General features: G+C 75.3%; 24 protein-coding genes. 14 read left to right on the forward strand and 10 right to left on the reverse strand.

What is annotated here, in order from left to right:
• Positions 1-3 precede the first annotated feature (3 nt).
• On the reverse strand, positions 4-300 hold the full coding sequence (locus ACFXHB_RS39525; RefSeq protein ID WP_380581099.1) for a hypothetical protein: 297 nt from the start codon (positions 298-300) through the stop codon (positions 4-6).
• On the reverse strand, positions 297-683 hold the full coding sequence (locus ACFXHB_RS39530; protein ID WP_380581101.1) for a pyridoxamine 5'-phosphate oxidase family protein: 387 nt from the start codon (positions 681-683) through the stop codon (positions 297-299). The genes ACFXHB_RS39525 and ACFXHB_RS39530 overlap by 4 nt, the downstream gene beginning before the upstream one ends.
• Before the next feature lie 246 nt (positions 684-929).
• Here ACFXHB_RS39530 and ACFXHB_RS39535 point away from each other — a divergent pair, with 246 nt between their 5' ends.
• Positions 930-2,498: a S8 family serine peptidase gene (locus ACFXHB_RS39535; protein ID WP_380581103.1), complete on the forward strand. Its 1,569-nt coding sequence runs from the start codon at positions 930-932 to the stop codon at positions 2,496-2,498.
• A gap of 22 nt (positions 2,499-2,520) precedes the next feature.
• Here the strand turns inward: ACFXHB_RS39535 and ACFXHB_RS39540 are convergent, their stop codons facing one another.
• The gene (locus ACFXHB_RS39540; protein WP_380581105.1) at positions 2,521-3,426 is read right to left on the reverse strand and encodes a LysR substrate-binding domain-containing protein; all 906 of its coding nucleotides are present in this window, start codon (positions 3,424-3,426) and stop codon (positions 2,521-2,523) included.
• Positions 3,427-3,543: 117 nt separating this feature from the next.
• On the opposite strand from ACFXHB_RS39540, the gene ACFXHB_RS39545 reads away from it, so the two are divergent.
• On the forward strand, positions 3,544-4,470 hold the full coding sequence (locus ACFXHB_RS39545) for a pseudouridine-5'-phosphate glycosidase (RefSeq protein ID WP_380581107.1): 927 nt from the start codon (positions 3,544-3,546) through the stop codon (positions 4,468-4,470).
• 4 nt (positions 4,471-4,474) lie between these two features.
• Positions 4,475-5,353 carry a carbohydrate kinase family protein gene (locus ACFXHB_RS39550; RefSeq protein WP_380581109.1) on the forward strand — a complete coding sequence of 293 codons (879 nt, stop codon included), beginning with the start codon at positions 4,475-4,477 and terminating at the stop codon, positions 5,351-5,353.
• Between the two features lie 55 nt (positions 5,354-5,408).
• Here the strand turns inward: ACFXHB_RS39550 and ACFXHB_RS39555 are convergent, their stop codons facing one another.
• Positions 5,409-5,642: a hypothetical protein gene (locus ACFXHB_RS39555; protein WP_380581111.1), complete on the reverse strand. Its 234-nt coding sequence runs from the start codon at positions 5,640-5,642 to the stop codon at positions 5,409-5,411.
• A 29-nt stretch (positions 5,643-5,671) separates the two neighbouring features.
• Between ACFXHB_RS39555 and ACFXHB_RS39560 the strand changes: the two genes are divergently transcribed.
• From ACFXHB_RS39560 to ACFXHB_RS39570, 3 genes are all read left to right on the forward strand, one after another.
• Positions 5,672-5,944 carry a hypothetical protein gene (locus tag ACFXHB_RS39560; RefSeq protein WP_380581113.1) on the forward strand — a complete coding sequence of 91 codons (273 nt, stop codon included), beginning with the start codon at positions 5,672-5,674 and terminating at the stop codon, positions 5,942-5,944.
• A 165-nt stretch (positions 5,945-6,109) separates the two neighbouring features.
• Entirely contained in the window at positions 6,110-6,781 is a 672-nt protein-coding gene (locus ACFXHB_RS39565) for an alpha/beta hydrolase (protein WP_380581115.1), read from the forward strand.
• A 160-nt stretch (positions 6,782-6,941) separates the two neighbouring features.
• Positions 6,942-7,217 carry a hypothetical protein gene (locus tag ACFXHB_RS39570; RefSeq protein ID WP_380581117.1) on the forward strand — a complete coding sequence of 92 codons (276 nt, stop codon included), beginning with the start codon at positions 6,942-6,944 and terminating at the stop codon, positions 7,215-7,217.
• A gap of 118 nt (positions 7,218-7,335) precedes the next feature.
• On the opposite strand, the gene ACFXHB_RS39575 is transcribed toward ACFXHB_RS39570, so the two are convergent.
• Both ACFXHB_RS39575 and ACFXHB_RS39580 read right to left on the reverse strand, forming a co-directional pair.
• Positions 7,336-8,217 carry an aldo/keto reductase gene (locus ACFXHB_RS39575; RefSeq protein WP_380581119.1) on the reverse strand — a complete coding sequence of 294 codons (882 nt, stop codon included), beginning with the start codon at positions 8,215-8,217 and terminating at the stop codon, positions 7,336-7,338.
• Between the two features lies 1 nt (position 8,218).
• A complete protein-coding gene (locus ACFXHB_RS39580; RefSeq protein WP_380581121.1) occupies positions 8,219-9,169 on the reverse strand; it encodes an NAD-dependent epimerase/dehydratase family protein in 951 nt (316 codons plus the stop codon).
• A gap of 87 nt (positions 9,170-9,256) precedes the next feature.
• On the opposite strand from ACFXHB_RS39580, the gene ACFXHB_RS39585 reads away from it, so the two are divergent.
• Positions 9,257-10,177, forward strand: a complete 921-nt coding sequence (locus ACFXHB_RS39585) for a LysR family transcriptional regulator (RefSeq protein ID WP_380581123.1) — start codon at positions 9,257-9,259, stop codon at positions 10,175-10,177.
• Positions 10,178-10,352: 175 nt separating this feature from the next.
• A complete protein-coding gene (locus ACFXHB_RS39590; RefSeq protein ID WP_380581125.1) occupies positions 10,353-10,745 on the forward strand; it encodes a ribonuclease in 393 nt (130 codons plus the stop codon).
• Between the two features lie 145 nt (positions 10,746-10,890).
• On the opposite strand, the gene ACFXHB_RS39595 is transcribed toward ACFXHB_RS39590, so the two are convergent.
• The 3 genes from ACFXHB_RS39595 to ACFXHB_RS39605 are packed head-to-tail and all read right to left on the reverse strand — an operon-like array spanning position 10,891 to position 15,539.
• Positions 10,891-12,960, reverse strand: coding sequence for a prolyl oligopeptidase family protein (locus tag ACFXHB_RS39595; protein WP_380581127.1), 2,070 nt, complete (start codon positions 12,958-12,960; stop codon positions 10,891-10,893).
• Entirely contained in the window at positions 12,953-14,338 is a 1,386-nt protein-coding gene (locus tag ACFXHB_RS39600) for an MFS transporter (protein WP_380581129.1), read from the reverse strand. Before ACFXHB_RS39600 ends, ACFXHB_RS39595 begins: the two co-directional genes overlap by 8 nt.
• Positions 14,339-14,354: 16 nt before the next feature.
• Positions 14,355-15,539, reverse strand: coding sequence for a radical SAM protein (locus ACFXHB_RS39605; RefSeq protein WP_380581131.1), 1,185 nt, complete (start codon positions 15,537-15,539; stop codon positions 14,355-14,357).
• A gap of 306 nt (positions 15,540-15,845) precedes the next feature.
• On the opposite strand from ACFXHB_RS39605, the gene ACFXHB_RS39610 reads away from it, so the two are divergent.
• The 4 genes from ACFXHB_RS39610 to ACFXHB_RS39625 are packed head-to-tail and all read left to right on the forward strand — an operon-like array spanning position 15,846 to position 20,722.
• Positions 15,846-16,028: a hypothetical protein gene (locus ACFXHB_RS39610; protein ID WP_380581133.1), complete on the forward strand. Its 183-nt coding sequence runs from the start codon at positions 15,846-15,848 to the stop codon at positions 16,026-16,028.
• Between the two features lie 16 nt (positions 16,029-16,044).
• Positions 16,045-19,179 (forward strand): adenylate/guanylate cyclase domain-containing protein, encoded by a 3,135-nt coding sequence (locus ACFXHB_RS39615; RefSeq protein ID WP_380581135.1) that lies wholly within the window; start codon positions 16,045-16,047, stop codon positions 19,177-19,179.
• A complete protein-coding gene (locus tag ACFXHB_RS39620) occupies positions 19,176-20,054 on the forward strand; it encodes a S8 family serine peptidase (protein WP_380581137.1) in 879 nt (292 codons plus the stop codon). The genes ACFXHB_RS39615 and ACFXHB_RS39620 overlap by 4 nt, the downstream gene beginning before the upstream one ends.
• 5 nt (positions 20,055-20,059) lie before the next feature.
• On the forward strand, positions 20,060-20,722 hold the full coding sequence (locus ACFXHB_RS39625) for a GAF domain-containing protein (RefSeq protein ID WP_380581139.1): 663 nt from the start codon (positions 20,060-20,062) through the stop codon (positions 20,720-20,722).
• A 111-nt stretch (positions 20,723-20,833) separates the two neighbouring features.
• On the opposite strand, the gene ACFXHB_RS39630 is transcribed toward ACFXHB_RS39625, so the two are convergent.
• Positions 20,834-22,645, reverse strand: coding sequence for a BTAD domain-containing putative transcriptional regulator (locus tag ACFXHB_RS39630; protein WP_380581141.1), 1,812 nt, complete (start codon positions 22,643-22,645; stop codon positions 20,834-20,836).
• Between the two features lie 275 nt (positions 22,646-22,920).
• Between ACFXHB_RS39630 and ACFXHB_RS39635 the strand changes: the two genes are divergently transcribed.
• Together ACFXHB_RS39635 and ACFXHB_RS39640 are read left to right on the forward strand one after the other, a co-directional pair.
• Positions 22,921-23,109: a hypothetical protein gene (locus ACFXHB_RS39635; protein ID WP_380581143.1), complete on the forward strand. Its 189-nt coding sequence runs from the start codon at positions 22,921-22,923 to the stop codon at positions 23,107-23,109.
• Between the two features lie 140 nt (positions 23,110-23,249).
• Positions 23,250-24,241 (forward strand): cupin domain-containing protein (locus tag ACFXHB_RS39640; protein WP_380581145.1); only part of this gene is annotated, 992 nt, incomplete at its 3' end.

Below are 24,241 nucleotides of genomic sequence, written 5' to 3' on the forward strand. Positions count from 1 at the left end.
GGGTCAGCCGGCGTCCCGGCCCCCGAACTCGTCCTCGCCCCACCGCTCCTGGGCGCGATCGCGGGACCGGCAGGGGAGGTGACGGCTCAGCGCGTCACCGCAGTTGGCGGCGGCCGCCCGCCGCAGCAGGGCGGCCAGCCGGGTGGTGAACGGGCGGACCCGCCTTCGCAGCGCGGCGACGGCGCGGTTGTCGAGCCGTTCGACGGCGGCCGCCAGGGTGCGGCCGCCGCGTAGGACCGTGGTACAGGTCAGGTCGGTGCGGTGGGTGGCGTGGTGCCAGAGTCTGTGGAGCCGGTTCACGCAGGTGCAACATTTTGGCCGCCCGGCCGGTTCTGGCCGCCGCACTCTTTTCGGTGGCGCACCCCGGCACGCGCGCCCCCTCCGGACGCCTCCGCCGTGGCGCACGCGGTGGCGCAAGCGGTGGCGCGGGCCGGCGGCGCGGGCGCGTCCGGGGCGTCGGCCGGCGTCAGGTCGTCGACGAGGAAGCAGACCCGGGGGTCGCGGGCCGCGTCGCGGTACTTCTGGCCGGCCGCCATCCGGGGCCCGCCGATGTCGATCGTGCCGTCCTCGTCGAGCCGGAAGCCCACCGGTCGGACCTGGGACGCTCCCTGCGGGCCGCTGGTGGCCGGCCGGCCGAGTGCCTGACCGGAGCGACAGGCGCGTTCCTCGGGGGTGAGGACCATGACCGCTGCGCGCCGTTCGGTAGTGCGGGGTACCGCGCCGACCGTAGGGGGTGAGGCGGACTTGAGGTCAAGGGCGCAGCGCGCCGGGCGAGTCGGAGCGGTCCGGCCGCGGCGACCGGCCTGGTCGTCCCGACCCCCGACCCGGTGGCTTCCCGGATCGGTCGAAACCACCAAGACGCTTGTCTTGTCATTGATTTGACGACACCTCAGGCTTTCCTCTCCGGGAGTGTCGGAGGGGGTGGGCCCATGAGCCCGAGGCAAGGTCTTCGTCGTGTCGGTGCCGTGCTCGGTGCCGTCACGGCTCTGTCGCTCGGGGCCGGCGGGGTGCTGCCCGCGTCGGCGGCCGCGCCGGAGGGGGTGGTGCAGGAGGCCCGGCCGGGGAGTGCCGTTCCCGGCAGCTACCTCGTCGTGTTGAAGGCGCCGGCCGCCGGGAGCTCGATCGCGAGCGGTGCGACAGCGCTCGCCCGCGCCTACGGCGGCACCGTCCGGCGGACGTACGACGCGGCGCTGAACGGCTTCGCCGCGGAGTTCACCGAGCGTCAGGCGCGGCGGCTGGCCGCGGACCCGTCGGTCGCGCTGGTCTCGCAGAACCGCCGGCTGCGGGTGGACGCCGTCCAGCCCGACCCGGAGTCGTGGGGGCTGGACCGGATCGACCAGCGCCGGCTGCCGTACGACCACCGGTACGCTTCCCCGGACTCGGGCGGGCGCGGGGTCACGGCCTACATCGTCGACACCGGGGTGCGGATCACCCAGGAGGAGTTCGACGGGCGGGCGTCCTACGGGTACGACGCCATCGACGGGGACAACGAGGCGCCGGACGGCTACGGGCACGGCACGCACGTGGCCGGGACGGTGGCCAGCAGTACGTTCGGGGTCGCGAAGAACGCGAAGATCGTCTCGGTGCGGGTCCTGGACGACGACGGCTACGGCACCACCGAGCAGGTCGTGGCGGGCCTGGACTGGGTGACGCGGAACGCCGTGAAGCCCGCCGTGGTCAACCTGAGCCTCGGCGGCGATCCGGATCCGGTACTGGACGCGGCCGTGGCCCGCTCGATCGCCACCGGCCTCACCTACGCGGTGGCGGCCGGGAACGACGGAGTCGACGCGGACGCCCACTCGCCCGGGCGGGTGCCCACCGCGATCACCGTCGGCGCCACCGACCTGGACGACCAGCGGGCCTGGTTCTCCAACTACGGCCCGCTGGTGGACCTCTTCGCGCCGGGGGTGGACATCACCTCCACCCAGAACTGGAACGACTACGGCGGGATCGGCCTCGACATGTCGGGCACGTCGATGGCGGCCCCGCACGTGGCGGGCGCCGCCGCGCTCTACCTGGCGGACCACCCGACCGCCACGCCCGCCCAGGTGGCCGCGGTGCTGACCGGTACGGCCACCACCGGTTCGGTGACCGACGCGGGGCCCGGCTCACCCGACCGGCTTCTCTACACCGGGTCCGTGCCGAACCGGCCGCGGACCCAGTTCGCCACCTCCACCCCGGTGGCGATCGACACCGTGGGCGTCCACGAGTCCCCGATCACCGTCTCCGGGGTGCCCGGCAAGGCACCGAAGGACCTGGAGGTCCGGGTCGACATCGCGTACGCGTGGCGCGGCGACCTGCGGGTCGAGCTGGTGGCGCCGAACGGCGCGGTGTCGCTGCTGCGCGAGGAGAAGATCTGGGACGGCGCCCCGGCGATCACCGGGATCTTCGGTGCCGACGCCTCGGCGAGTACCGCCAACGGCGTCTGGCGGCTGCGGGTCACCGACCTGTTCGGCTACTGGACCGGGACGATCAACGGCTGGGCCCTGCGGTTCTGACGGCCCGTGCGGGCGGGCGCGCTCAGGTGTCCCGGAGCGTGCCCGCCGCCTCCTGGCGGATCAGCTCGCGCAGCGCGGCGAGCCGGGGCCGGTCGTCCTCGGTCCGCCACTGCATCTCCAGCGGCAGGGTGGCCCGCTCGGCGAGCCGCACGGTCACCACCTCCTCGGTGAGGTGCCCGGCTATCGAGCGGGGGACGAGCGAGAACGCGCGGTTCTGGGACAGCAGATAGAGCCGTGAGCCGACGATGCGAGGCGGGCTGACCAGTACCGGTGGCTCGACGCCGCGCTCCGCGCAGAGGCCCAGGACGTGGTCGTAGTAGCGCGGGTGCTGCTCCCGGGGCCAGAGCAGGAGCGGGAGGTCGCGCAGCTCGTCCAGACGGACGGCGCCGCGCCCGGCGAGCGGGTGGTCCCGGCTGAGCGCCACTCGGACGGGCTCGTCGGCGATCGTCTCCCGCCGGTAGCCGGGCACGTCGTCCAGGAAGCGGCCGAGGCCGATGTCGGCGAGTTCGGCGGCCAGCGTCGACGAGACGCGGCCGGTGTCGACGGAGACCTCGGCCGTCTCCAGCGCGGGCAGTTCGCGCTCGGCGCGGCTGACCACGGCGGGCAGCAGGCGGTTCATGACGCTGGGGGAGGCGACGATCCGGGCCGTTCGGATCCGCGACTCCTCGTGCAGCCGTACCCGGGCGAGCAGGGCGTCGGCCCCGGCGAGGAGCCGGGCGCTCTCGGCGGCCCTCACCTCGCCCGCCGCGGTGAGGGCGACCGCCCGGCGGCTGCGGTCGAACAGCTCGACACCGACCGCCCGTTCCAGCCGGGCGACCTCCTGGCTGACCGTCGGCTGCGAGATGTGCAGGCGCTCGGCGGCCCGGCCGAAGTGCAGACCGTCGGCCACCGCCAGGAAGACTTCGAGTTGACGCAAGGTGAATCCCATAGTCGGGAGCCTATGGGAAGGCCCGTTACTCATTCTGGCTCCCGATGCGAACGATCCCTAGGCTGACCGGCACGTTGCCACACCGCGGTGGCATCCGACAGAGAGCTCGTGCTTCCCATGACCGGACTGCCCATCCGCATCTCCGACGACGTCGCCCGGGCCGTCGCCGACGGGACCCCCGTCGTCGCGCTGGAGTCGACCATCTTCACGCACGGGCTGCCGCGCCCCCGCAACCTGGAGGTGGCACTGGAGGCGGAGGAGCGGCTGCGGGCCGCCGGTGTCGTCCCGGCGACGATCGGCGTCTTCGCCGGAGTGCCCACGGTGGGGCTCGGCGCGGACCAGATCAAGGAGTTGTCCGAGTCGGACGACCTGGACAAGGCGAGCCTGCGCGATCTGCCGGTGGTCGCCGCGCTGGGCCGGCACGGCGGGACGACCGTCGCGGCGACCGCCTTCCTCGCCCACCGGGCGGGGATCCGGGTCTTCTCCACCGGGGGGCTCGGCGGCGTGCACTTCGGCGCGGCGGAGAGCTTCGACGAGTCGGCCGACATGACCACGCTGGCCGCCACGCCCGTCACCGTGATCAGCGCGGGGGTGAAGTCGATCCTGGACATCCGGGCCACCCTGGAACGCTTCGAGACGCTCAACATCCCGGTCATCGGCTACCGGACGCGCAAGTACCCCGGCTTCTACGTCACCGACTCCGGGCACGAGATCGCCTACCGGGTGGACTCCCCCGAGGAGGCCGCGCGGGTCATCGCGGCCCGGGACGGTCTGGAGCTGCCGCAGGCCGTGCTGATCGCCAATCCGGTGGACCCGGCCGAGCAACTGCCGCCCCAGGAGCTGGACGCGTTGCTGACCAGGGCCTGGGCCGAGGCCGAACGCCGGGGTATCACCGGCAACGCCTCGACGCCGTTCCTCCTCGACTTCATCCAGCGCGACACCGGGGGCCGCAGCCTGGACGTCAACGTCGCGGTCTACCGGGGCAACGTCCGGCTCGGCGGCCGGATCGCCACCGCCCTGGCCGCGCTGCGGAACGAGGCGTAGGCCGGTGCTCGGGGTACTCGGCGACCTCGTCGAGGACGTCGTCGTCTGGGTCGACGGGCCGCTGCGGCACGGTACCGACTCCACGGCCCGGGTCTTCCGGCGGCGCGGCGGCAGCGCGGCGAACGTCGCGAGCTTCGCGGCCGGCCAGTGGCCCGCGCGGTTCATCGGCTGTGTCGGCGACGACCCGGCGGGGGACGGCGCGGTCGCCGAACTGGCCCGCCACGGCGTCGACGTGCGGGTCATGAGGAAGGGGCAGACGGGCAGCATCGTGGTCCTCGTCGACGACGCCGGTGAGCGGACGATGCTCCCCGACCGGGGCGCGGCGACGCTGCTGGACACGGTGCCGGACGAGTGGCTCGCCGGGCTGGCCCATCTGCACGTGCCCGCCTACTCCTTCGACGGGGAGCCGGTCGGCAGCACGGCGGTCGACGCCCTGCGGCGGGTGCGCCGAGCGGGCGGCGGCACCTCGCTGGACGCCTCCTCGACGGGCATGCTCACCGGGTTCGGCCGTGAGCGCTTCCTCGCGCTGGCCGCCGAGTTGGCGCCCACGCTGCTGTTCGCGAACCGGGAGGAGGCCGCGTTCCTCGGACTGCTGGTGGACGGCCGTCCCGGGCCGGAGCGCGCCCGGCTGGCGGCCACCACGGTCGTCACCAAGGCCGGGGCGGCGGCGACCACGGTGGACGTGCCCGGGCTGGCACCCTTCGCGGTGCCCGTCCCACCGGTCGGCGAGGTGCGCGACCTCACCGGCGCCGGTGACGCGTTCGCCGCCGGCTTCCTCGCCGCCCACCTCGCCGGCGCCGGCCCGGGCGAGGCCGCCGAGCGCGGCCACCGGTGCGCGGCGAAGGTCCTGGCCTCACCGGGGGCGTCCTTCGGCGAAGGGTGACTCCCGGGCCACCGCCCGGGAGGGGCGCGCCGGCCCCTCCCGGGCGGTCACCGCGTCAGGCGAAGGCGGCCGCCGTCGGATCGGCGGGGTCGGCGGGGTCGGCGGGGTCGGCGGCGTCGCCCGGGATCCGGGTCCAGTCGGTCCACCGGCCGGTGACGGTGCCAGGCCGTTGTCGAGGGCGTGCGCCGGCGGCGCGCCCGCCCACCACCAGTGCGGCCGGTACGGCGGTCGGGGTCACGGCCAGCGCCATCGTGGTGCCGAGCGTCCGCGGTCCGCGGATCGGATTCACCGTGTCCTCCCCTTGCTCACATCTCCACAGTGGTGCCGATCCAGCAGGCCCGCGGCGCGGAGGGTGTCCCGGAGAAGGCCACCGTTCTCCAGGACACCCTCGCCAAGGTCCGGAGCGAAGCCCCCGACGGCGGCGGCCAGGGCATCGTGGCGGCCTGCGGTGACGGCCTCGACACCGGCGAGGGAGACATCCACCCCGCCTCCCTCCACACCGGCGCCACTGTCCGGCACCTGCTCGCGGGCCAGGGTGGACTCCCCTCCGGTTGTCACACCTCGCGCACGGCCCCTGTGTCGGGCAACTGACACCGTCCCTGGTGGTCGGGCCCACGGGCCCGGCCGACGCGCTCGCCTCCCGGGCGTTCGGTGGGGGCCGTCCGTCCTCGTGCGGCCGCCTCGGTGGGCGGCGATCGCCGGAGCCGGCCGCCAAGTGCGTGGTGCCGCAAGGGTGATGAGCGGTAGTCTGCGCCCGTGACTGACGTGATCATCCTTCACGGAGCCTGGCACCAGCCCGCTCACTACGCCGAACTCGCCGATCTGCTGCGCGCCCGCGACCTGTCCGTGGAGGTGCCCGACCTCTACGAGCTGTCGCTCGCCGAGAGCACCGAGAAGGTCGAGGCCATCGTCTCGGGCTCGTCGGAGCCGCCGGTGGTGGTGGGACATTCGTTCGGTGGGGTCACCGCTGGGACGGTGCGTGGTGCTGCCGCGTTGGTCTTCCTCAACGGCTGGATCCTCGATGTCGGTGAATCCCCGGCCGCCGTGCTCGCGGAGACCCCTGGCGAGCCCGGCGAGGGGTTGCTCGCGCTGCCGGACGCGGACGGGCGCCTCCGCCTGGACCCGGACGATGCCCGGGCGAAGCTCTTCGGCGACGTCGACGAACCGGCGGCCACGCGTGCGGTGCGGTTGCTGCGTCCGGAGCCTCTGTCGATCTTCGACGCCACACCCGCTCGGGTGAGTTGGCGGGACACCCCTTCGACCTACCTCCGCGGGCGGCAGGACCGAACCGTCGTGACTCCCCTTCCGGACCGTTTCGCCGGGCGTTGCTCTCGCGCGGAGCTGTGGGACACCAGCCACTCGCCCTACCTGAGCCGCCCGGCCGCCGTGGCCGACCTGATCGAGCGTCAGCGGGCGGGCGGCGGCTGAGCCCCGTGGGGCTTCCCCGGGACAGGGGTGACGGGTCGGTGGGTGCCGGTGGCCGCTTCCGGCGGTGGCTGACACGCCCACGGACGGCGGAGAGTCCGGCGCCACGCCCGGCCGGTCGGATAGGGATGGCTCGTCCATCGCCGACCCGAAAGGCCGACCCATGTTCTCCCTCAGCTCCGAGCCGCTGTCCACATCGCCGTCCAAGTCGGCTTCGGTGACGTCCGTCCTCCGCGCGGCCGCCGCCGTCCTGCTGCTGTCCGCGCCGCTGTTGGCGGCGCAGCCGGCCGCCGCCGAGGGGCCGAAGACCCCTCAGGAGGCCGCGGCCTGCCGGAGCGTGCTGGGCATGCTGGTCGGCGGTTCCCTGTTCGGCCCGGGCGGCGTCGGCGCCGTCTGCGCCGTCCGGCCGGACGCGGCGCCGGTCGACGGCACGTCCTGAACTCCGCGGCCCCGGCCCGACCGCCGCGGTTCCGCTCCTCGGGCGCGGGGCCGCGGCGTCGTCCCGGGGCCCGGGCGTGGCGCCGGGCACCGCGGGCCCGCCCGGGCCGCTCGGGTGGTCACAACGGGTGGGCGAGCGCCGCGAGTTCCTCCGCTTCGAGGACGAGGTCGGCGGCCGCGGCGGAGTCCCGGACGCTGGCGGCCCGGCGGGCGCCCGGGATCGGGATCACGGCGGGGGACAGGGCGAGCAGCCAGGCCAGGCCGACCCGCTGCGGCGAGACCCCGCGCTCGGCCGCGATCCGGTGGAACGCGCCGGACCCGACGGGGACGTCCGCGGGTCCGTCCAGCACACTGCGCGACAGCCCGCCCAGCGGACTCCACGGCAGGAAGGCCAGCCCCAGCCGCTCGCTGAGCCGCAGCTCCGGCTCGGCCGTGCGGACGGCCGGGGAGAACCGGTTCTGCACCGAGACCAGGCCGTCGCCCAGGATGTCCCGGGCCGTCAGGATCTGGCCCTCGTCGACGTTGGAGACGCCGGCGGCCCGGATCTTCCCGGCGTCCAGCAACTCCCGCAGGGCGCCCAGCGACTCGGCCCACGGCACCCCGGGGTCGGGCTTGTGCGCCTGGTAGAGGCCGATCGCCTCGACGCCCAGCCGGCGCAGCGAGTCCTCGCAGGCCTGCCGCAACCGCTCTGGGCGGCCGTCGACCGTCCACGAGCCGTCACCGGGCCGGCCGCGCCCGCCCTTGGTGGCGACCAGCGCGGCCGCGCGGTCCGCGGCCGGCCGGGCCGCCAGGGCGCGGGCCACCAGCCGTTCGTTGTGGCCGACTTCACCGGCGTGCCAGTGGTAGGAGTCGGCGGTGTCGATCAGGGTGACCCCGGCGTCGAGCGCGGCGTGCAGGGTGGCCAGGGCGGCCGTCGTGTCCGGGCGGCCCTCCACCGAGAGCGGCATCGCGCCCAGGCCGATCGCGCCGACGGCCGTGCCGCCGATGAGACGCTGCCGCATGTCAGGCCTCCCGCACGGGCAGGGTGGCGGCCTCGGCCACGGCGCCGGGCAGCCAGTCGGCCGTCCGGGAGAACCGCAGGCCGGCGGCGACGGCACGGCGGTTGTCCATCGGGTACCAGCGGTCGAAGGAGAACGGTGAGGCGTCCGCTCCGGCGGCCACCCGGTAGCGGGCGGTGGTGCCCAGCCGGTCGGCGATCAGTTCGCAGAGCGCGACCGCGTCGAGGGAGTCCGGGGAGCAGGCGTTCAGCGGGCCGACGGCGCGCGAGGCCGCGCTGCGCACCAGCGTGTCGGCGATCTCCTCGTGGTGGACGAAGGAGGTGGGCTGCGGCGCCTCGTGCACCGCGACCGGTCGCCCGGCCGCGATCAGCTCCGTGTAGTGCGCCAGCCGGCCGGTGAAGTCCTTCGCCCCGCCGCCCAGGACGTGGGCGCTGCGGACGCTCGCCCAGGAGAACGGCGGGTCCGCGGCGAGCACCGCCTCGGCCTGCCGCTTGCCCTCGGCGTAGCGGGTCGCCTCGTCGGCGCGCAGCGCGAGCGCCGCCGGATCGTGCCAGGGCAGCTCCGGCCGGGGCGCCCGGTCGGACGGGTCGACGGCCTCCTCGGGGACGGGGACACCGGGGGTCGTGCGCACCCGGGGTGAGGTGGCGGGGTCGTAGACCTCCATCGTCGAGGTCATCACGTACCGGTCGGTGCGGTCCGCGAACACCCGGCGGGCTACGGCCGCCTGGACGGGGGTGTAGAGCACCTCGTCGATCACCGCGTCGAAGGCCCGCCCGCCGAGCGCGGCCGCGAGCCCGGCCTCGTCGGACCGGTCGGCGCGGACGTGGTCGACGCCGGGCGGCGGCGCCGTGGAGCCGCGGTTGACCAGGGTGACGCGCACCCCGGAGTCCCGGAGCCGGGTGACCAGGTGCAGACCGAAGTAACGGCTTCCGCCGATGACGCAGACGTTTCGCATGCCCTCACTCTGCTGCCGTATCGTCACCAGCGGAACTACCGACCTGCTGAACCAGTCATCAGCGGAACTGTTGACCGAGGGAGCGCGATGATCGACGTCCGGAGGCTCGGCGTGCTGCGGGCGGTCGCCGAGCACGGGAGCTTCAACCGGGCGGCCGCCGCCCTGCGGCTCACGCCGTCCGCGGTGTCCCAGCAGGTCGCCGCACTGGAGCGGGGCCTGGGCACGGTGGTGGTGGAACGCTCCACCCGCGGCGTGCGGCTCACCGAGGCCGGGCGCCTGCTGGTGGAGGCGGCCACCGCGGTCTCGGCGGAGCTGCGCCACGCCGAGGAGCAGATCGGCCGGCTGGGCGCGACCCGGCCCCGGCTCACCCTCGCCACCTTCACCAGTGGCGGGCGGCACCTCCTCCCGGTGGCCCTGACCCGGTTCGCCGCCGAACACCCGGAGGTCGAACTGCGCATCCTGGAAAGGGAGCCGGAGGACAGCCTGCCGATGGTGCGGGAGGGGACGGCCGACCTCGCGCTCGCCTACCACTTCGACGGTCCGCTGCCCGTGCTCCCCGGGGACCGTTCCGGCCTCGACTGGACCCCGCTGATGGACGATCCGCTCTCCGTGGTGCTGCCCGACGGCCACCGGTTGGCCGGCCGCGAGGCCCTGGACCTCGCGGAACTCGCCGACGAGCGCTGGGTGCTGGGCTGTCTGAAGACCGAGGCCTTCCTGCGCCGGTACGCGGCCGTGGCGGGCTTCGAGCTGCGGGTCGCGGGGTCCACGACCGACTACTTCTTCGCCCGCTCCCTGGTCGCGGCCGGCGTGGGTGTCTCGCTGGTGCCGTTCGTCGCGCTCGACCCGGCGCTGCCCGGTACCCGGGTGGTGCCGGTGACATCGCCCCGCCCCGCCCGGCACGTCGGGATCGCCGTGGCCCGGGGTCGCCGGCTGCCGCCGTCCGCCGGGGCGCTGGCCGGGCTGCTCGGGGAGCAGGCGGCGGGCGGCGCGGACGCGGCCCGGGGCTGACCGGCGGGTCGCGCCGGTCCGGGCCCGGTCGGGCCGCTCCACGCCGCTCCCCGCCCGTTCTGCCGCGCGTCGTCCGAGGACGGTTCAAGTCGCCCGTCCGTCGGGGGACTTACCCGCAGGTGAAGAGTTGGATCAGGCCTTCCGGAGCCGGTCCGGGCCTGGTCACACTGTTGTCATGACCCGCACTCTACGCGCGTGGAAGACGCGCGCCGCCGCCGTCACCGCGGTCGCCCTGCTGACCCTCGCCCCCGTCGTGACCGCCACCGAGGCCCGGGCCGCGGTGAGCGGCTCGGTCTGCCTCTCGGTGCTTCCGCCCGAGGCCGACGACACCCTCGACCTCATCGCGAGCGACGGCCCGTTCCCGTACTCCCAGGACGGCGTCGTCTTCCAGAACCGCGAGCGCGTCCTGCCGAGCCGGTCCACCGGCTACTACCACGAGTACACCGTCGTCACTCCGGGCTCTCCCACCCGCGGCGCCCGCCGGATCGTCACCGGTCAGGCGTACCGGGAGGACTACTACACCGGCGACCACTACGCGACCTTCCGCCTGATCGACTTCGGCTGCTGACGGCCCCGTCCCGGCCGTACTCCGACCGCCCCGGGCCCGATCCGTTCCGCCTCCGCCCCGACCACGGCCGGCCCCGACGACCCCGTCGGGGCCGGCCCCTCGCGCTCGCGGCGGCGCGGGGGCGGCGCCGGGCCCGGCGGGCGGCTCAGAAGCCGCCGTCCAGGCCGAGCCGGTCGGCGAAGAAGGCGAGCAGGTCGGCGAAGAGCGCGGTGCGGCGCGAGGCGGCCCGCGCGCCGTGGCCCGCGCCGCGCTCCAACCGGAACAGGACCGGCTGCCCGCTGGTGGACGCGGTCTGGAGGGCCGCCGTCATCTTGCGGGCGTGCGACGGGTCCACCCGGCTGTCGCCGTCGAACACGGCGAACAGGACGGCGGGGTAGTCGGTGTCCGCGTGGACGTGGTGGTACGGGGAGTAGGAGAGCAGCCGGGCGAGTTGCGCCGGATCGGCGGCGGTGCCGTACTCACCGGTCCAGCTCGGCCCGAGCCCCGAGAGTTCGTAGCGCGCCATGTCGAGCAGGGGCGCCACGCAGACCACGGCCGCGAAGCCGGCGGGCCGCTGGGTCAGGGCTGCGCCCACCAGCAGGCCGCCGTTGGAGGCGCCCCAGATGCCGAGCTGCCCGGGGGTGGTCCAGCCGTCCGTGACGAGGTGGTCGGCGGCGGCGTGGAAGTCGTCGAAGGTGTTCTGCTTGCGGTCGAGCATCCCGGCGCGGTGCCACTCCTCGCCCTCCTCCCCGCCGCCGCGCAGGTTGGCGACGGCGTAGACCCCGCCGGCCCGGACCCAGGCCAGGGCCTCCGGCGCGTAGCCGGGGGTCAGCGACTGGCCGAAGCCGCCGTAGCCGGTGAGGATCGCCGGGCGGGGGCGGTCCGGGGCGCCGCGCCGGGCGAGCAGGAACATCCGGACGGTGGTGCCGTCCCGGGAGGTGAAGGTGACCAGGCGGGTCTCGACGTCGTCGTCCGGGGCGTCACCCGGCCCGGGGGACGCGGCGCCGGGGACGGGCCAGGGCTCGACCGTGCCGGTCCGCGCGTCGTAGCACAGCACGGTCGGGGGAGTGACGAAGTCGGTGTGGACGAACCACGCCCGGTGGGCGTCGGTGGCGGCGACCCGGACCTTGCCGACCGTGCCCAGCGGGGGGACGGGCACGGTGCCGAGCGGCCGGCCGTCGGCCAGGTCGTGCAGGGTGATCTCACCGACCGCGTGCCGGGTGCGGACCACCAGGGCGACCGGCCGGGCCGGGTCGGGGCCGTCGAGGATCGCGAAGTCCTCCAGGACGGCCCGCGGGTCCTCCGGGATCAGTTCGGTCCAGCTGTCGGGGGTGGGGGCACCCGGGGTGGTGACCACGACGCGTCCCCGGGGCGCGTGCAGATCGGTGGTCAGGTAGCAGCGGCCGTCGGGGCCGGTGCCGGGCCGGATGTGCGGCTGCGACCGTGCGTCGAGACCTTCCTGGAGGGGCCGCAGCCGGGGCCGGTCCGGTCGGTCCCCGGTCAGGTCGGCGATCCAGAGGTCCCGGCGGGGGACGGCGCCGGCGGCGGCGCCGACGACCAGCCAGCGGCCGTCCGCGCTGATCCGGACGGTGTAGTGCTGGGTCTTCGCCCGGCCGGTGCCGAAGACCACCGGGTCCTGCTCGGGGTCGGTGCCGAGCAGGTGCAGCCGGACCCGGCGGTGGTACTGGCCCTCGCCCGGGTGGAGGGCGGGGTGCAGCCGGCGGACGTAGTAGAAGCCGCTGCCGTCGGGCAGCCACGCGACGGTACTGCGGCGGACCCGGTCGATCGGACCGTCCAGGGGCCGCCCGGTGTCGACGTCGAGGACGAGGAGGGCGGCGTTCTCGGTGCCGCCGGCCGCGAGCTGGTAGGAGAGCAGGCGGCCGTCCCAGGACGGCTCCCACTCCTCCAGGGTGGTGCCGCCGGTCGGGTCGACCAGGGCCGGATCGACCAGGACCCGGACGGCGCCGGACGGTTCGACCACGACGAGCTCGGGGTGTTCGGCCCCGGGGCGCGAGCGGGTCAGGAACAGCCGCGCGCCGGCCGGGCGGGGGGCGGAGCGGGCGCCGAGCCGTTCGGACAGCTCGGTGAGCCGCGCCCCGGCGCTCGCGCGGGCCCGCCAGCCGTCGGCGGCGGCGTGGTAGCGGGCGTCCTGCTTCCGGGTCCACTCCAGGACGGCCGGATCCTCGGCGTCCTCCAGCCAGCGGTAGGGGTCGGGCGGCAGGAGGGCGTCAGTCATCCGTGCTTCTCCCGGGTTCGGCGGCGGTGGCGGAGGAGGGGGTGTCGGTGGCGGGGCCGGGTACGGGGCCGGACGGGGCGGGGCCGGGCGGGGCGGCGTGCGCGACCACGGCCGGTTCCGGGGCCTTGCGGAGCTCCGCCGCCGGCTCCGGGGCAGGCGCCGGATCCGGCTCCGGCCCGGCGCCGGTGCCGAGCCGGCGGGTGACCCGCAGCGGGATCCATCCCCCCGCCGTCACCGCCGCCGTCAGGACCGCGAGCACCGCCCAGGTACCGGCGCCGCCGAGCCCCTGCAGCAGTGAGCCGGCCGCGACCGGGCCCAGCGCCGCGAGGCCGCTGAGCAGCAGACCGGTGGCGGCGCTCACCCGGCCGATCAGATGCCGGGGCGTCTGCCCGAACAGCGCCTGGCCGACCACCACGCCGGCCGCCGGGGAGAGCGTCATCAGCAGGGTCAGCAGCGCGGCGACCACGCCGGGTCGGAAGGTCAGCGTGAACACCGCGAGCACCGCCGTCCAGCCCACGCCGATGCCGAGCAGGATGGTCGGCACGCTCAGTCGTTTGACCAGCCACGGGGCGAGCAGGGAGCCGACGATCCCGCCGACGCCCGCGCAGGACAGCACCGGCCCGATCACCCAGCCGGACGCCCCGTCCGCCCGCAGTTCCAGGATGACGACCACATCGATGGCGGCCGCGACCAGATTGATCACGGCCGCGTACAGCAGGATGACGAACAGCGCGCGCTGCCGCACCAGCCAGCGCACGCCCGCCGTCAGCCCGCGGTCCTCGGCGGGGGGCTCCGCCACCGAGGGGCGTACCGTGATCCGCCGGATGAGCACGGCCGACACGGCGTAGGAGAGCGCGTCGACCACGAACGGCAGCATCCGGTCGGCCGCGAACAGGACACCGCCGAGCGCCGGCCCGGCCAGGCTGACCGCGGCCTGCAGGGCCTGGCCCATGCCCAGCGCGTCGGCCAGGTCCTCCTTGGCGACGACGTCCCGGGTGAGCACCGTGTTGGCGGGCCCGAACAGCGCGGTGGCGATCCCCTCCACCGCCGCCACCAGCAGCAGGTGGACGTAGGAGGGCGACCCCCAGAGGGCGGCCAGCGGGATGGTGGCCACCGCCGCCAGCCGCACCAGGTCGGTCGTCAGCATCACCCGGCGGCGGTTCCACCGGTCGACCAGGGTGCCCGCCGGGAGACGGAAGCCGAGCCTGGTCACCAGCGCGACGGTGGCGACCGCCCCGGCCTGCGCCGCGTTGCCGCCCAGGCTCAGCACCAGCAACGGGTAGGCGATGGTCGACATCGCCGAGCCGAGGTTCGAGGTGAGGTCGGCGAGAAAGGACCGCCGGAAGTCGCGGTTGGTGCGCAGTACGCCTGCCAGCACTGTCCCTCCCTCCCGGCTACAGTCGGCCGGTGGCGTGCAGGTGGTCGAGGATCCGCGCGTCGACGTTGTCCTGGAAGCGCGTCATGACCTCGGTGTCGGCCTGCTCGTACTCGTAGCCGCAGGTCACCCAGCGGTCGGGCACCGTGCCGGTGTCCAGGTAGCCGTGGTCCACGTGCCCGACCTCGAAGCCGGGCTTGCCGGCCGACTGCCAGCTGCTGAAGAGCGTGCCGTCGGCGTTGACCACGGCGCCCTCGCGCCCGCCGGGCGCCGAGCAGATCTGGCAGGTCGTGCGCATGCTCGGCTTGGCGAAGCGGTAGCCGCGTTCGAGTCCCTCGACGGCCCAGGCGACGAAGTGGTCCTCCACCTGCCGGGCCCGGGCGAGGTCGTTGCGGTAGCCGATCCCGGAGTCGCCGACCCAGGCGTAGGTGAACGTGCACCGGGCCGGGTCCACCTTGCCGTCGAGCTGGCCGAAGAGCTCGCCGATCCGGTCCACGTTGTGGTGCGAGACGTTCACCCGGAAGTTCCAGGACAGCCGGGTGGCCTCGGTGGCCGCCGCCACGTTGGCGACGATGGCGTCGAAGGTGCCCCCGCCGGCGTGGGTGACCCGGGTCGCGTCATGGTCCTCCCGGCTGCCGTCGAAGGTGATCTGCACGGCGCGCAGCCCGGCGGCGCTGAGCTGGACGGCCCGCCGGCCGGTCAGCAGCACGCCGTTGGTGGTCATCGCGGCGGTGCCGAGCCCCAGCGGCGCGCAGCGCTCCAGCAGCTCCAGGCAGCCGCGCGGGTTCAGCAGCGGCTCGCCGCCGAAGAGCAGCAGGTAGAGCCGCTCCAGGCCGGCCCGCGCCATCCGCTCGGCGGTGAAGTCGACGATCCGGTCGATGGTCCGGGTGTTCAGCCGGCGCAGGTTGATCCGCGGCGGGCGGTGGCCGCCCTTCGGGTCCTGGCCGGTGTTCTGGAAGCAGTAGCCGCAGCCGAGGTTGCAGGCCGTACTGGTCAGCACCGTCAGCGCGAAGGACTTCGCGGTGCGCTCCCGGTACGCGCCCGCGTCGCGCAGGAACTCGTCGATGTCCGGGCGCAGCCGGCCGTCGGCCCCGACGTGTTCCGGTTTGAGCAGCGTCCACGTCCGGTTGCCGATGAACCACCAGCCGCGGTCGCTCCTGAGCAGGCGCGGCGCGTCCACCTCGTCCAGCCGGGTGCCGATCATCGCTCTCCCTGGGTCGGCGGGCGCGGCCGCCGTCGGCGGGCCCTGACAGCGCGAGGCTAGGCAGCGGTGGTTTGCCGCCGGTATGCGACAGGTTGACGGGCAGCTTCCGGCCGCGCCCGGGGTGTTCCGGTCCGGCCCGGGTGGCTTGCGGCCCGGGTGGCTTCCGGCCCCGCCGGGGCGGAGCCGGTCCCGGCGGGGGCTCCCGGCCGGGCATACCGGACGTAAACCGAACCCCAACTGGCCGCTCCTAAGCTCCCGGAGACGACCAGAGTGCCCGACCGACGTCATGGGAGAGGGCTGATCGACGTGCCCGAGCCGACCCCCGCCGAACTGCCGGCCGACCTGCCCGCCACGTCCTCGGGCGGGGCTTGCCCGGGCGCCGCGCCGGACCGACCGGGCGACGACGACGAACCGGAGGTCGTCCTGCACTCCGCCGACGGGGACGACGGCGAAACCCCGTGGTGCATCGGCGACATGACGGCGTACTGACCGGAGGGCCCCACCGATGAGCTGCCCGTCCTGCGCCACGGAACTCCCCGCTGAGGCGCGGTTCTGCGCCCGGTGCGGCACCCCGGTCACGGCCCCGACCCCGGCGGCCGAGGAGCGCCGGGTCGTCACCGTGCTGTTCTGCGACCTCGTCGGGTCGACCGAACTGTCCGGCCGGCTCGATGTCGAGGTGCTCCGCTCGATCCTGCTGCGCTACTACGCGCTGATGGAACGCCGGATCGACGCCCACGGCGGGATCGTGGAGAAGTTCATCGGCGACGCCGTGATGGCCGTCTTCGGGCTGACCGCCACCCAGGAGGACGACGCGCGCCGGGCGTTGGAGACGGCCGTGGACATGCTGGCCGCGCTCGACGAGCTCAACACCCAGCTGGAGCGCGACCACCGGGTGCGGCTCGGGGTCCGGATCGGCGTGCACACCGGTGAGGTGGTCACCACCGCCGATCCGGCCAGGCGGCAGGCGCTGGTCTCCGGCGAGGTGGTCAATGTCGCCGCCCGGCTGGAGCAGGCGGCCGGCCCCGGCGAGATCCTGCTCAGCGCGCAGACCTGGCGGGCCTGCGGATCCGGGCTGACCGTCGCCGAGGTGGGCCCGGTCCGGTTGAAGGGGGTGGCCGGGCCGATCGAGGCCGGCCGTCTGCTCGGCCTCTCGGAGCCCGAGCGCGCGCCCCGCTCCGACGTGCCGTTCGTCGGCCGCGAGCGCTACCTGAGCGAACTCGACCTGGCCTGGCGCCGGGTGGCCGAGGAGGGGGACGTCCACGTCCTGACCCTGCTGGGCGAGGCGGGCATCGGGAAGACCCGCCTGGTGGACGAATGGCTGCGGCGCGCCGCCCCGGCCGTCGAGGCGGTCGGCGCGGGCCGCTGCCGGGCCGCCGGTACCGGCGGCTCGCTGCACGCGCTGGCCGAGTGCGTCGCCCCGCTGGCCGAGGAGGCCGGGCGGCACGCGCTCGACGGGTCGGCCACCGCCGCGGCGCTGGCGCTGCTCCGCACCGGGCTGCTGCTGGACGGCACGCCGGCCCCGTCCGAGGACGACACCTGCGCGGCGGTCGCCCATGTGCTGACCGTCCGCACCGGCGAGCACCCGATGCTGCTCGTCGTCGACGACCTCCACTGGGCGGACCAGCCGTTCCTCGCCCTGCTCGACCGGCTGCTGGAGGACCTGCGACGGCTCCCCATCCTGGTGCTCTGCCTGGCCCGGCCCGAACTGATGGACTCCTGCCCCGGCTGGGGCACCGGCCGGGCGAACTCGACCACGGTCACCGTCACCGGTCTGTCCGCCGCCGACTCCGCCGTCCTCGCGGCCCACCTGGTCGACCTCGCCCTGCACAGCGCGGCGGCGGCCACCGAGCAGATCGTCGCCCAGGCCGACGGCAACCCGCTCTACCTCGAACAGCTCGCCGCGACGGTCGAGGAGGCGGGCGGCGCCGAGGGACTGCCGCCCAACCTGCACGCGCTGCTCGCCGCCCGGATCGACCGGCTGGACGAGACCGACCGCACCATGCTGCGCCACGCCTCGGTGGTGGGGCGCGAGTTCGACGCCGAGGACCTCGAAGCCCTGGCCGGCGGTCCCGGCCCGGCGGCCGCCGGAACGACGGTGCTCCGCACCCTGACCCGGCGCGGCCTGGTGAAGCCGCTGCGCCGCCCGTTCGGCGCCGCCGCCGCCTACTGCTTCGTCAACGGGGTGACCCAGCGGGTCGCCTACGAGGGACTGACCAAGACCCGGCGCGGCGAACTCCACGAGCGCTACGCCGAGTACCTGCTGCGGGCCGGGCGCCCGGACGCGCTGGTCGGCACCCACCTGGAGCAGGCCTACCGGTACCGCAGCGCGGTCGGCCGCCGCACCGAGCACGACCCGTTGCTGCGCCGGCGGGCCCTGCGCCACCTGGCCCGGGCCGGGGCCGGCGCGGTCGGCCGGGTGGACCTGCCCTGGGCGCTGGCCCTCCTGCAGCGGGCCGCCGACCTCGCCGACCCGGCCGACCAGGGACGGCCCGAGGTGCTGCAGCGGCTGGGCGAGGTGCTGCTGGCGCTCGGCCGCTCCGGCGAGGCGCGGGACGTGCTGGTCCGCGCCGTCGCCGAGGCCGACCGGCACGGGGCGGCCGGGACGGCCGCCCACGCCCGGCTGCACCTCGCCGCGTGCGAGCACGACGACGCCGCACTGGAACGGGCGGCCGTCGACGGCCTGACGGTCTTCCGCGCCTGCGGCGACGAACTCGGGCTGGCCCGCAGTCGCCTGGTGCTCGCCGGGTCCTGCCAGCGCCGGGGGCGGCACGGCGAGGCGGTCGAGGCACTCGGCCACGCCCTGACCCACTCGCTGGCCGCGGCGGCCGACCGGGAGCTCGCCAACACCCTGGGCGCGACGGGGCTCTCGCTCTGGCACGGCCCGGAGCCGGCGCCGTCCGCCGCCGCCCGGTGCGAGGAGCTCCTGGCCACGCACGGTGCCGACCGGCTGGCGGTGCAGGTCACGTTGGGGTTCCCGCTCACCGTGCTGCACGCCCTCCAGGGCCGCACCGACCGGGCGGCCGCCTGCCTGGCCGGCGTGCGGCGCGCGATGGCGGCGCTCGCCTACGGCGAGGGCGCGGTCTTCGGGCCGCTGCTCGACGGGACGCTCGCCGCGCTGGCGGACCGGCCGGAGCAGGCCCAGGCGGCCCTGCGCGAGGCGCTGGAGGCGGCCCGGGCGCTGAGCGCCGGCGGACTGGTCCGCACCACCGCGCTCGAACTGGCCCGGGCCCATCTGGCGGTGGGGCAGTGGCGGCAGGCCGCCGATCTGGTGGAGGACCTGACCGTCGCCGACGGCCATCCGGTGGTGCGGGCCAACCGCTACGGCGTCCAGGCCAGGATCCGGGCGCTCGACGGCGATCCCGGGCAGGCCCTCGCGCTGGCCCGCCGGGCCGTCCTGCTGACCCACCGCACCGACTCCCCGGCCGACCAGGCGACGGCCTGCCTCGACCTGGCCCACACCGGCGCCCTGCTCGGGCGGCCGGTCCAGGCCCGGGCGGCGCTGCGGGCCGCGCGGCGCCGCTTCGACGCCAAGGGGCACCTCGTCGGAGCGGCCCGGTGCCGGCTGCTGACGGAGGAGCTGGGTCCGACGGAGGAGCCGGGGCCGACGGCCGGCCCAGCGGGGGAGCGGGGCGGGCGATGACCACCACGCCACCCGTCACCCGGTCCACGCCACCCGTCACCCGGACCGCCGCCGCGACCGGGGCCCGGCCCGCCGCGCTGACCTGGAACCTGCTCGACCGCCGCCCCGCCGACATCCGTGTCGCCGGCTCCGAGACGGCGCCCGTCACCCCCGAGTGGGCCTACGGCGGTTCCGACGGTGCCGGAGTCCGGGTCTGCGTCGTCGACAGCGGCGTCGAGGCGGGCCACCCGATGGTGGGCGAGCTGGCCGGCTCGCACGCCGTCGTCGGCCGGGACGGCGGCCTGACGGTGGAGGAGGTCGCACCGGCGGACACCTGCGGTCACGGCACGGCCTGCGCCAGCATCGTCCGGCGGGTGGCCCCCGGGTGCGAGCTGCACAGCGTACGGATCCTCGGCGAGAACGGCGGCGGCACGGGCGCCGCCCTGCTCACCGGGCTGAGCTGGGCCATCGAGCAGCGGTTCGACGTGATCAACCTGAGCCTGTCGACCTCGCGCCCGCAGTTCAGCCAGGTGCTGCGGGAGATGGTCGACGACGCCTACTTCAACCGCTCGGTGATCGTCGCCTCGGCGCACAACTCCCGGATCGAGAGCTTCCCCTGGCGGTTCTCCTCGGTGGTCTCGGTCGGCAGCCACGCCGAGGACGACTCGGACCTCGTGCTCTACAACCCGGATCCGCCGGTGGAGTTCTTCGCCCGGGGGCAGGCGGTGCGGGTGGCCGGACCGAACGGCGGCACGACCCGCAACACCGGCAACAGCTTCGCGGCGCCCCACGTCACCGGACTGAGCGCGCTCATCCTCGGCAAGCACCCTCGTCTGACGACCTTCGAGCTGAAGACGATCCTCTACCTGACGGCAGCCAACGTGCGGGGAGTGTGAGATCCATGGACCAGCCGGCGGACTCCACGGCGATGATCGCGGCGATCTCGGGCGCCCTGGCCGATCCCGGCCCGGACGACCGGGAGTTGCTGAACTCCATCGTGCGGGTGGCGCGGGAGATCTTCGGCGCCGCCGCGAGCTCGATCTTCCTCTTCGACCGGGAGCAGGACCAGCTGGTGTTCGAGGCCGTCTCCGGGGAGGGCGAGGAGTTCCTCGTCGGCACCCGGTTCCCGGCGCACCGGGGGATCGCGGGCTGGGTGGCCGACACCGGTGAACCGATGACGGTGGACGACCTGCGGGGCAGCGCGATCTTCGCGCAGGACCTGGCGGAGCGGACCCGCTACGTGCCGGACGCGATCATGGCGGCCCCGGTCGTCCACCGGGACGAGATCCTGGGTGTCATCCAGGTGCTCGACCCGCACCCGCGGTCCCGCTCCAGCCTGGCCGACCTGGACCTGCTGGTGGCCTTCGCCGGTCAGGCCGGGCTCGCCCTGCACGGCCTGGTCCGCAACCGGGCGGCCCGCAGCGCGCTGGCCCTCGGCGGCGCGGAGTTCGAGCGGCTGGCCGGCATCGTCCGGGTCCTCGGCGAGCTGGCGCCCGAGCAGCGGGCCAGCGGGCTGCGGCTGGTGGAATCCCTGCACGAGGTGCTCAGCGCGATGGCGCGCTGAGCGGGGGAGGGCCGGTTCCGCGGGGCCGGCGCGCACCCGGGCGGCGCGCCCCGGCCGTCGCGCGCGTCGGTCGGCACGTCGGCCCCCGACCGCCGCCCGCCCCCCGGCGCGTCAGCAGCCGCCCGGCAGCGGGCTGCGGTGCAGGGCGGCGGCGAACCGGTGGGCCAGCCTCGGCATGCGGTAGTGGACGGCGTGGGCCCGCACCTCGTCGCCCTCGGCCACGGTGACCAGATGGGCCTCGATGAGCTCCTCCACGATCCGCTCCGCCGGCTCCGCCAGCCCGTCCAGCGCCGCCAGCAGGACCGCCTGGTCGAAGGCCGGCCCCGGCAGGGTGCCGAGTGCGCCGAGCGCGGCCTGCTGCTGCGGGGCGAGCCCCCGGTGGAACCTGCGGTAGCCGTCCTGCACGGAGGATCCCCCCACGGACAGTTCGTGGGGGCAGGCGGGCAGTCGGCCCAGCCGCTCGGCGTACTCGGGCAGTGAGAGGTGGCGCAGCGCGGTGAGCTTGGCGGCCAGCGCGCGGACGACCAAGGGGGAGAGTCCGTACACTTCTCGAAGCCGGCACAGCGTGCGGTCCGCGTCGACGAGCCGCTGCTCGCCGAGCACCCGGGCCAGCAGTTCGCGGGCCTCGCCGGGGGTGAACTCGTCGAGTTCGACGCGGTGGACGCACTCCAGACCGCTGAGCCGGTGCGCCGAGGTGACCAGGGTGCGGCTCGGCCCGCGGCCCGGCAGCAGCCGGCGCACCTGGGACTCGCAGGTCGCGCCGTCGAGCACGAGGAGGACCTGCCGGTCGGCGATCCAGGACCGCCACAGCGCCAGCGCCGCGGTCTCCTCCCGGGGCGGGGTGACGTCGAGGCCGGTGCTCCGCAGCAGCTCGGTCAGCACCTCGTGCCAGTCGCGCGGGGTTCCGTCGGGGTGTCCCAGCGGGACGAAGACCTGACCGTCCGCGAAGCGGTCGGCGAGCCGGTGGCCGACGTGGACGGCCAGCGCCGTGGTGCCGACCCCCGGCGGGCCGGAGACCGCCGCGACATCGGTACATCGGACCCCGTCGGTGAGGACCGCGACGGCCGCCTCGACCTCCTCCCGGCGCCCGACGAAGTCCGCCAGATCACGGGGGAGTTGGGAGGGCCTGGCGTGCTCGTGCCGGCGATCGCGGCCCGGCCGGGCCGACCGCTCGCCGGCCAGGATCGCCCGGTAGGTCTGCCGCAGGACGGGGCTGGGGTCGAGACCGAGCTCGCGGGCGATGAACTGCCGGTGGTTCTCGAAGCAGGCGAGTGCCTGGCGCCGGCCGCCGACCTGGTCGAGCGCGGTCATGTGCAGCACGATGAGCCGCTCGCGGAAGGGGTGCCGGGCGGCCAGGTCGGCCAGCCGGTCGATCAGTCCGAGCGCCCGGCCGGACTCGACCTCCAGCTCGGCCCAGTCCTCGTACACGGCCAGGAACCGGTCGGCGAGCCGCTCGGACTCGCGGGCGGCGAACGGGCTGCCGAGCAGGTCGACCAGCGGCTGGTCCTGCCAGAGCCGCACCGCCTCCCCGAACAGCGCCGACGCGCCGGCCGGATTGCCCTCCCGCTGCGCCTGGCGCCCGGCCGTCGCGAGCCCGTCGAACCGCAGCAGGTCCGACTCCTCGGGCGTGACCGTCAGGGTGTAGCCGTACGGCACGTGGCTGATCCGGTCGCGCAGGACCTTGCGCAGGGCGGAGACGTACACCTGCAGGTTCTTGCGCGCCGTCCGGGGCTGGTCGCCGTCCCAGAGCGCGTCGATGAGCTGGTCGACCGACAGCACGGTGTTCGCCCGGCTGAGCAGCGCGGCCAGGAGTAATCGCTGTTTGTACGGGCCGAGTTCGAGCAGGGTGTCGCCGGACCGTACCCGCAGTGGTCCGAGCATCGTGAAACGCAGCGGTCTTGTCGCGCCGGTGTCGCCGGTCATATGGCCCCTCCCCCAGAGTGCGCCACGCCATGGGCACAGCTCGGGCCGGCCCGATCGGGGCCGGTCGCCTTCGTCTGTACTCCGACGGTAGCTTCGCCGAGAAGGGGATGTCTGGCAAGGACGTGGTGACCGATTGGTGAACAGCGGTGCCGGGGAGCCGGAAGGGGCGGGACAAGCTGCCAGGAAGCCGCGCACATACCGGAGTTCAACCGGTGGCTCCTAGCGTCGCAGCGTGACGTCGGCCGACGTCCGAGCGCGAGCGAGAGGAGATCCGAATGTCCGACGAGGTGCAGGCCCACAGCGTGGGCGGCGACGACGAGGACCTGGCGGGCTGCGGGATCCAGTTCAACGCCAGCGTGGACGAAGAGGTGCAGGCCCACAGCGTGGGCGACGAGGACGAGGACCTGGCGGGCTGCGGGATCCAGTTCAACGCCAGCGCCGCCGACGGCCCCGCCAGCGTGTAGCCCGACGCTTCGTCATCGGCCGACTCGCCGCCGGACCGGACGCCCCCGGCGGGACGAGGCCGGACCGGCCTGCGCGGCCGCGACCACGCAGGCCGGTCGTCGTCCTCCCGCCCGGCACCCGATCATCCTGTGAGGCCTTCGTGGACAGTCTGCTCCGGCTCGTGGACGACCTCCCGACGCTCGAAACCGCTTGGGAGCGGGAGCCCTTCGTCAGTACCGGCCTGGGCGACTTCGGTGACGTGTTCTCCCTGGAGACCGCCGAGCGACTGATCCACAGCAGCCTGCCGACGACCGCGGTGCGGCTGTTCCGCGACGGCGAACTGATCCCGGCCGAGCGCGTCCTGCGCAACCGGGGGAGCAACCCGAGGAGCCGCGAGAAGTTCGCCGACGGCACCAGGATCGCCGACCTGGTGGCCGACGGCGCGACGCTGACCCTGGAGGAACTCCAGAACCACAGCCCGGAGGTGGCGCGCTTCGCGGCCGAGGTGGCCCGCGAGACCGGCTACGAGGCCGACTGCACCGCCTTCCTGACGCCGCCCCGGGCCCGCGGCGCGGCCCCGCACTTCGACCTGGTGGGGATCTTCCTGCGGCAGCTGCACGGCTCCAAGCGCTGGCGGGTGAGTGCCCCCGTGTGCCGGCTGCCGAGCCGCGCCCGCGCGGTGGACCCGGCGGAGGTCGGCGAGCCGGTGCTCGACGTCGTCCTCAAGGAGGGCGAGTGCCTCTACCTTCCGCGCGGCTTCGTGCACGTCGGCGACACCACGGACGAGCCCTCCCTGCACCTGTCGATCGGGCTGCGCGGAGTCACCTGGGAGCGGGTGCTGCGCAGCCTGCTGGCCGGGGCGGCGGAGCGGTTCGAGCCGCTGCGCGAAGTCCTGCCGCCGGCCTTCTCGGACCTCGACCCGGCCGCCCTCTACCGCGAGCGCGTGGAGCTGCTGGTGCGGCACCTGGCGGACGTCGAGTGGTCCCGGGTCTCGCTGGACCGGCTCCGGGCCGAGCAGCCCTCGGCGGCGCCGCCGCCGGGCAGCCTGGCGGCCGCGCTGCGCCGGCCCGCCGCCGGGGGCCTCCCGGCGCCGGCCGCGGACCCGGCGCCGGCCCCGCGGCCGGACCCGGCGCGGGACTGCCGGCCCGGTCG

The sequence above is a fragment of the Kitasatospora sp. NPDC059327 genome, assembly GCF_042752535.1.
Taxonomy (GTDB): Bacteria; Actinomycetota; Actinomycetes; order Streptomycetales; family Streptomycetaceae; genus Kitasatospora.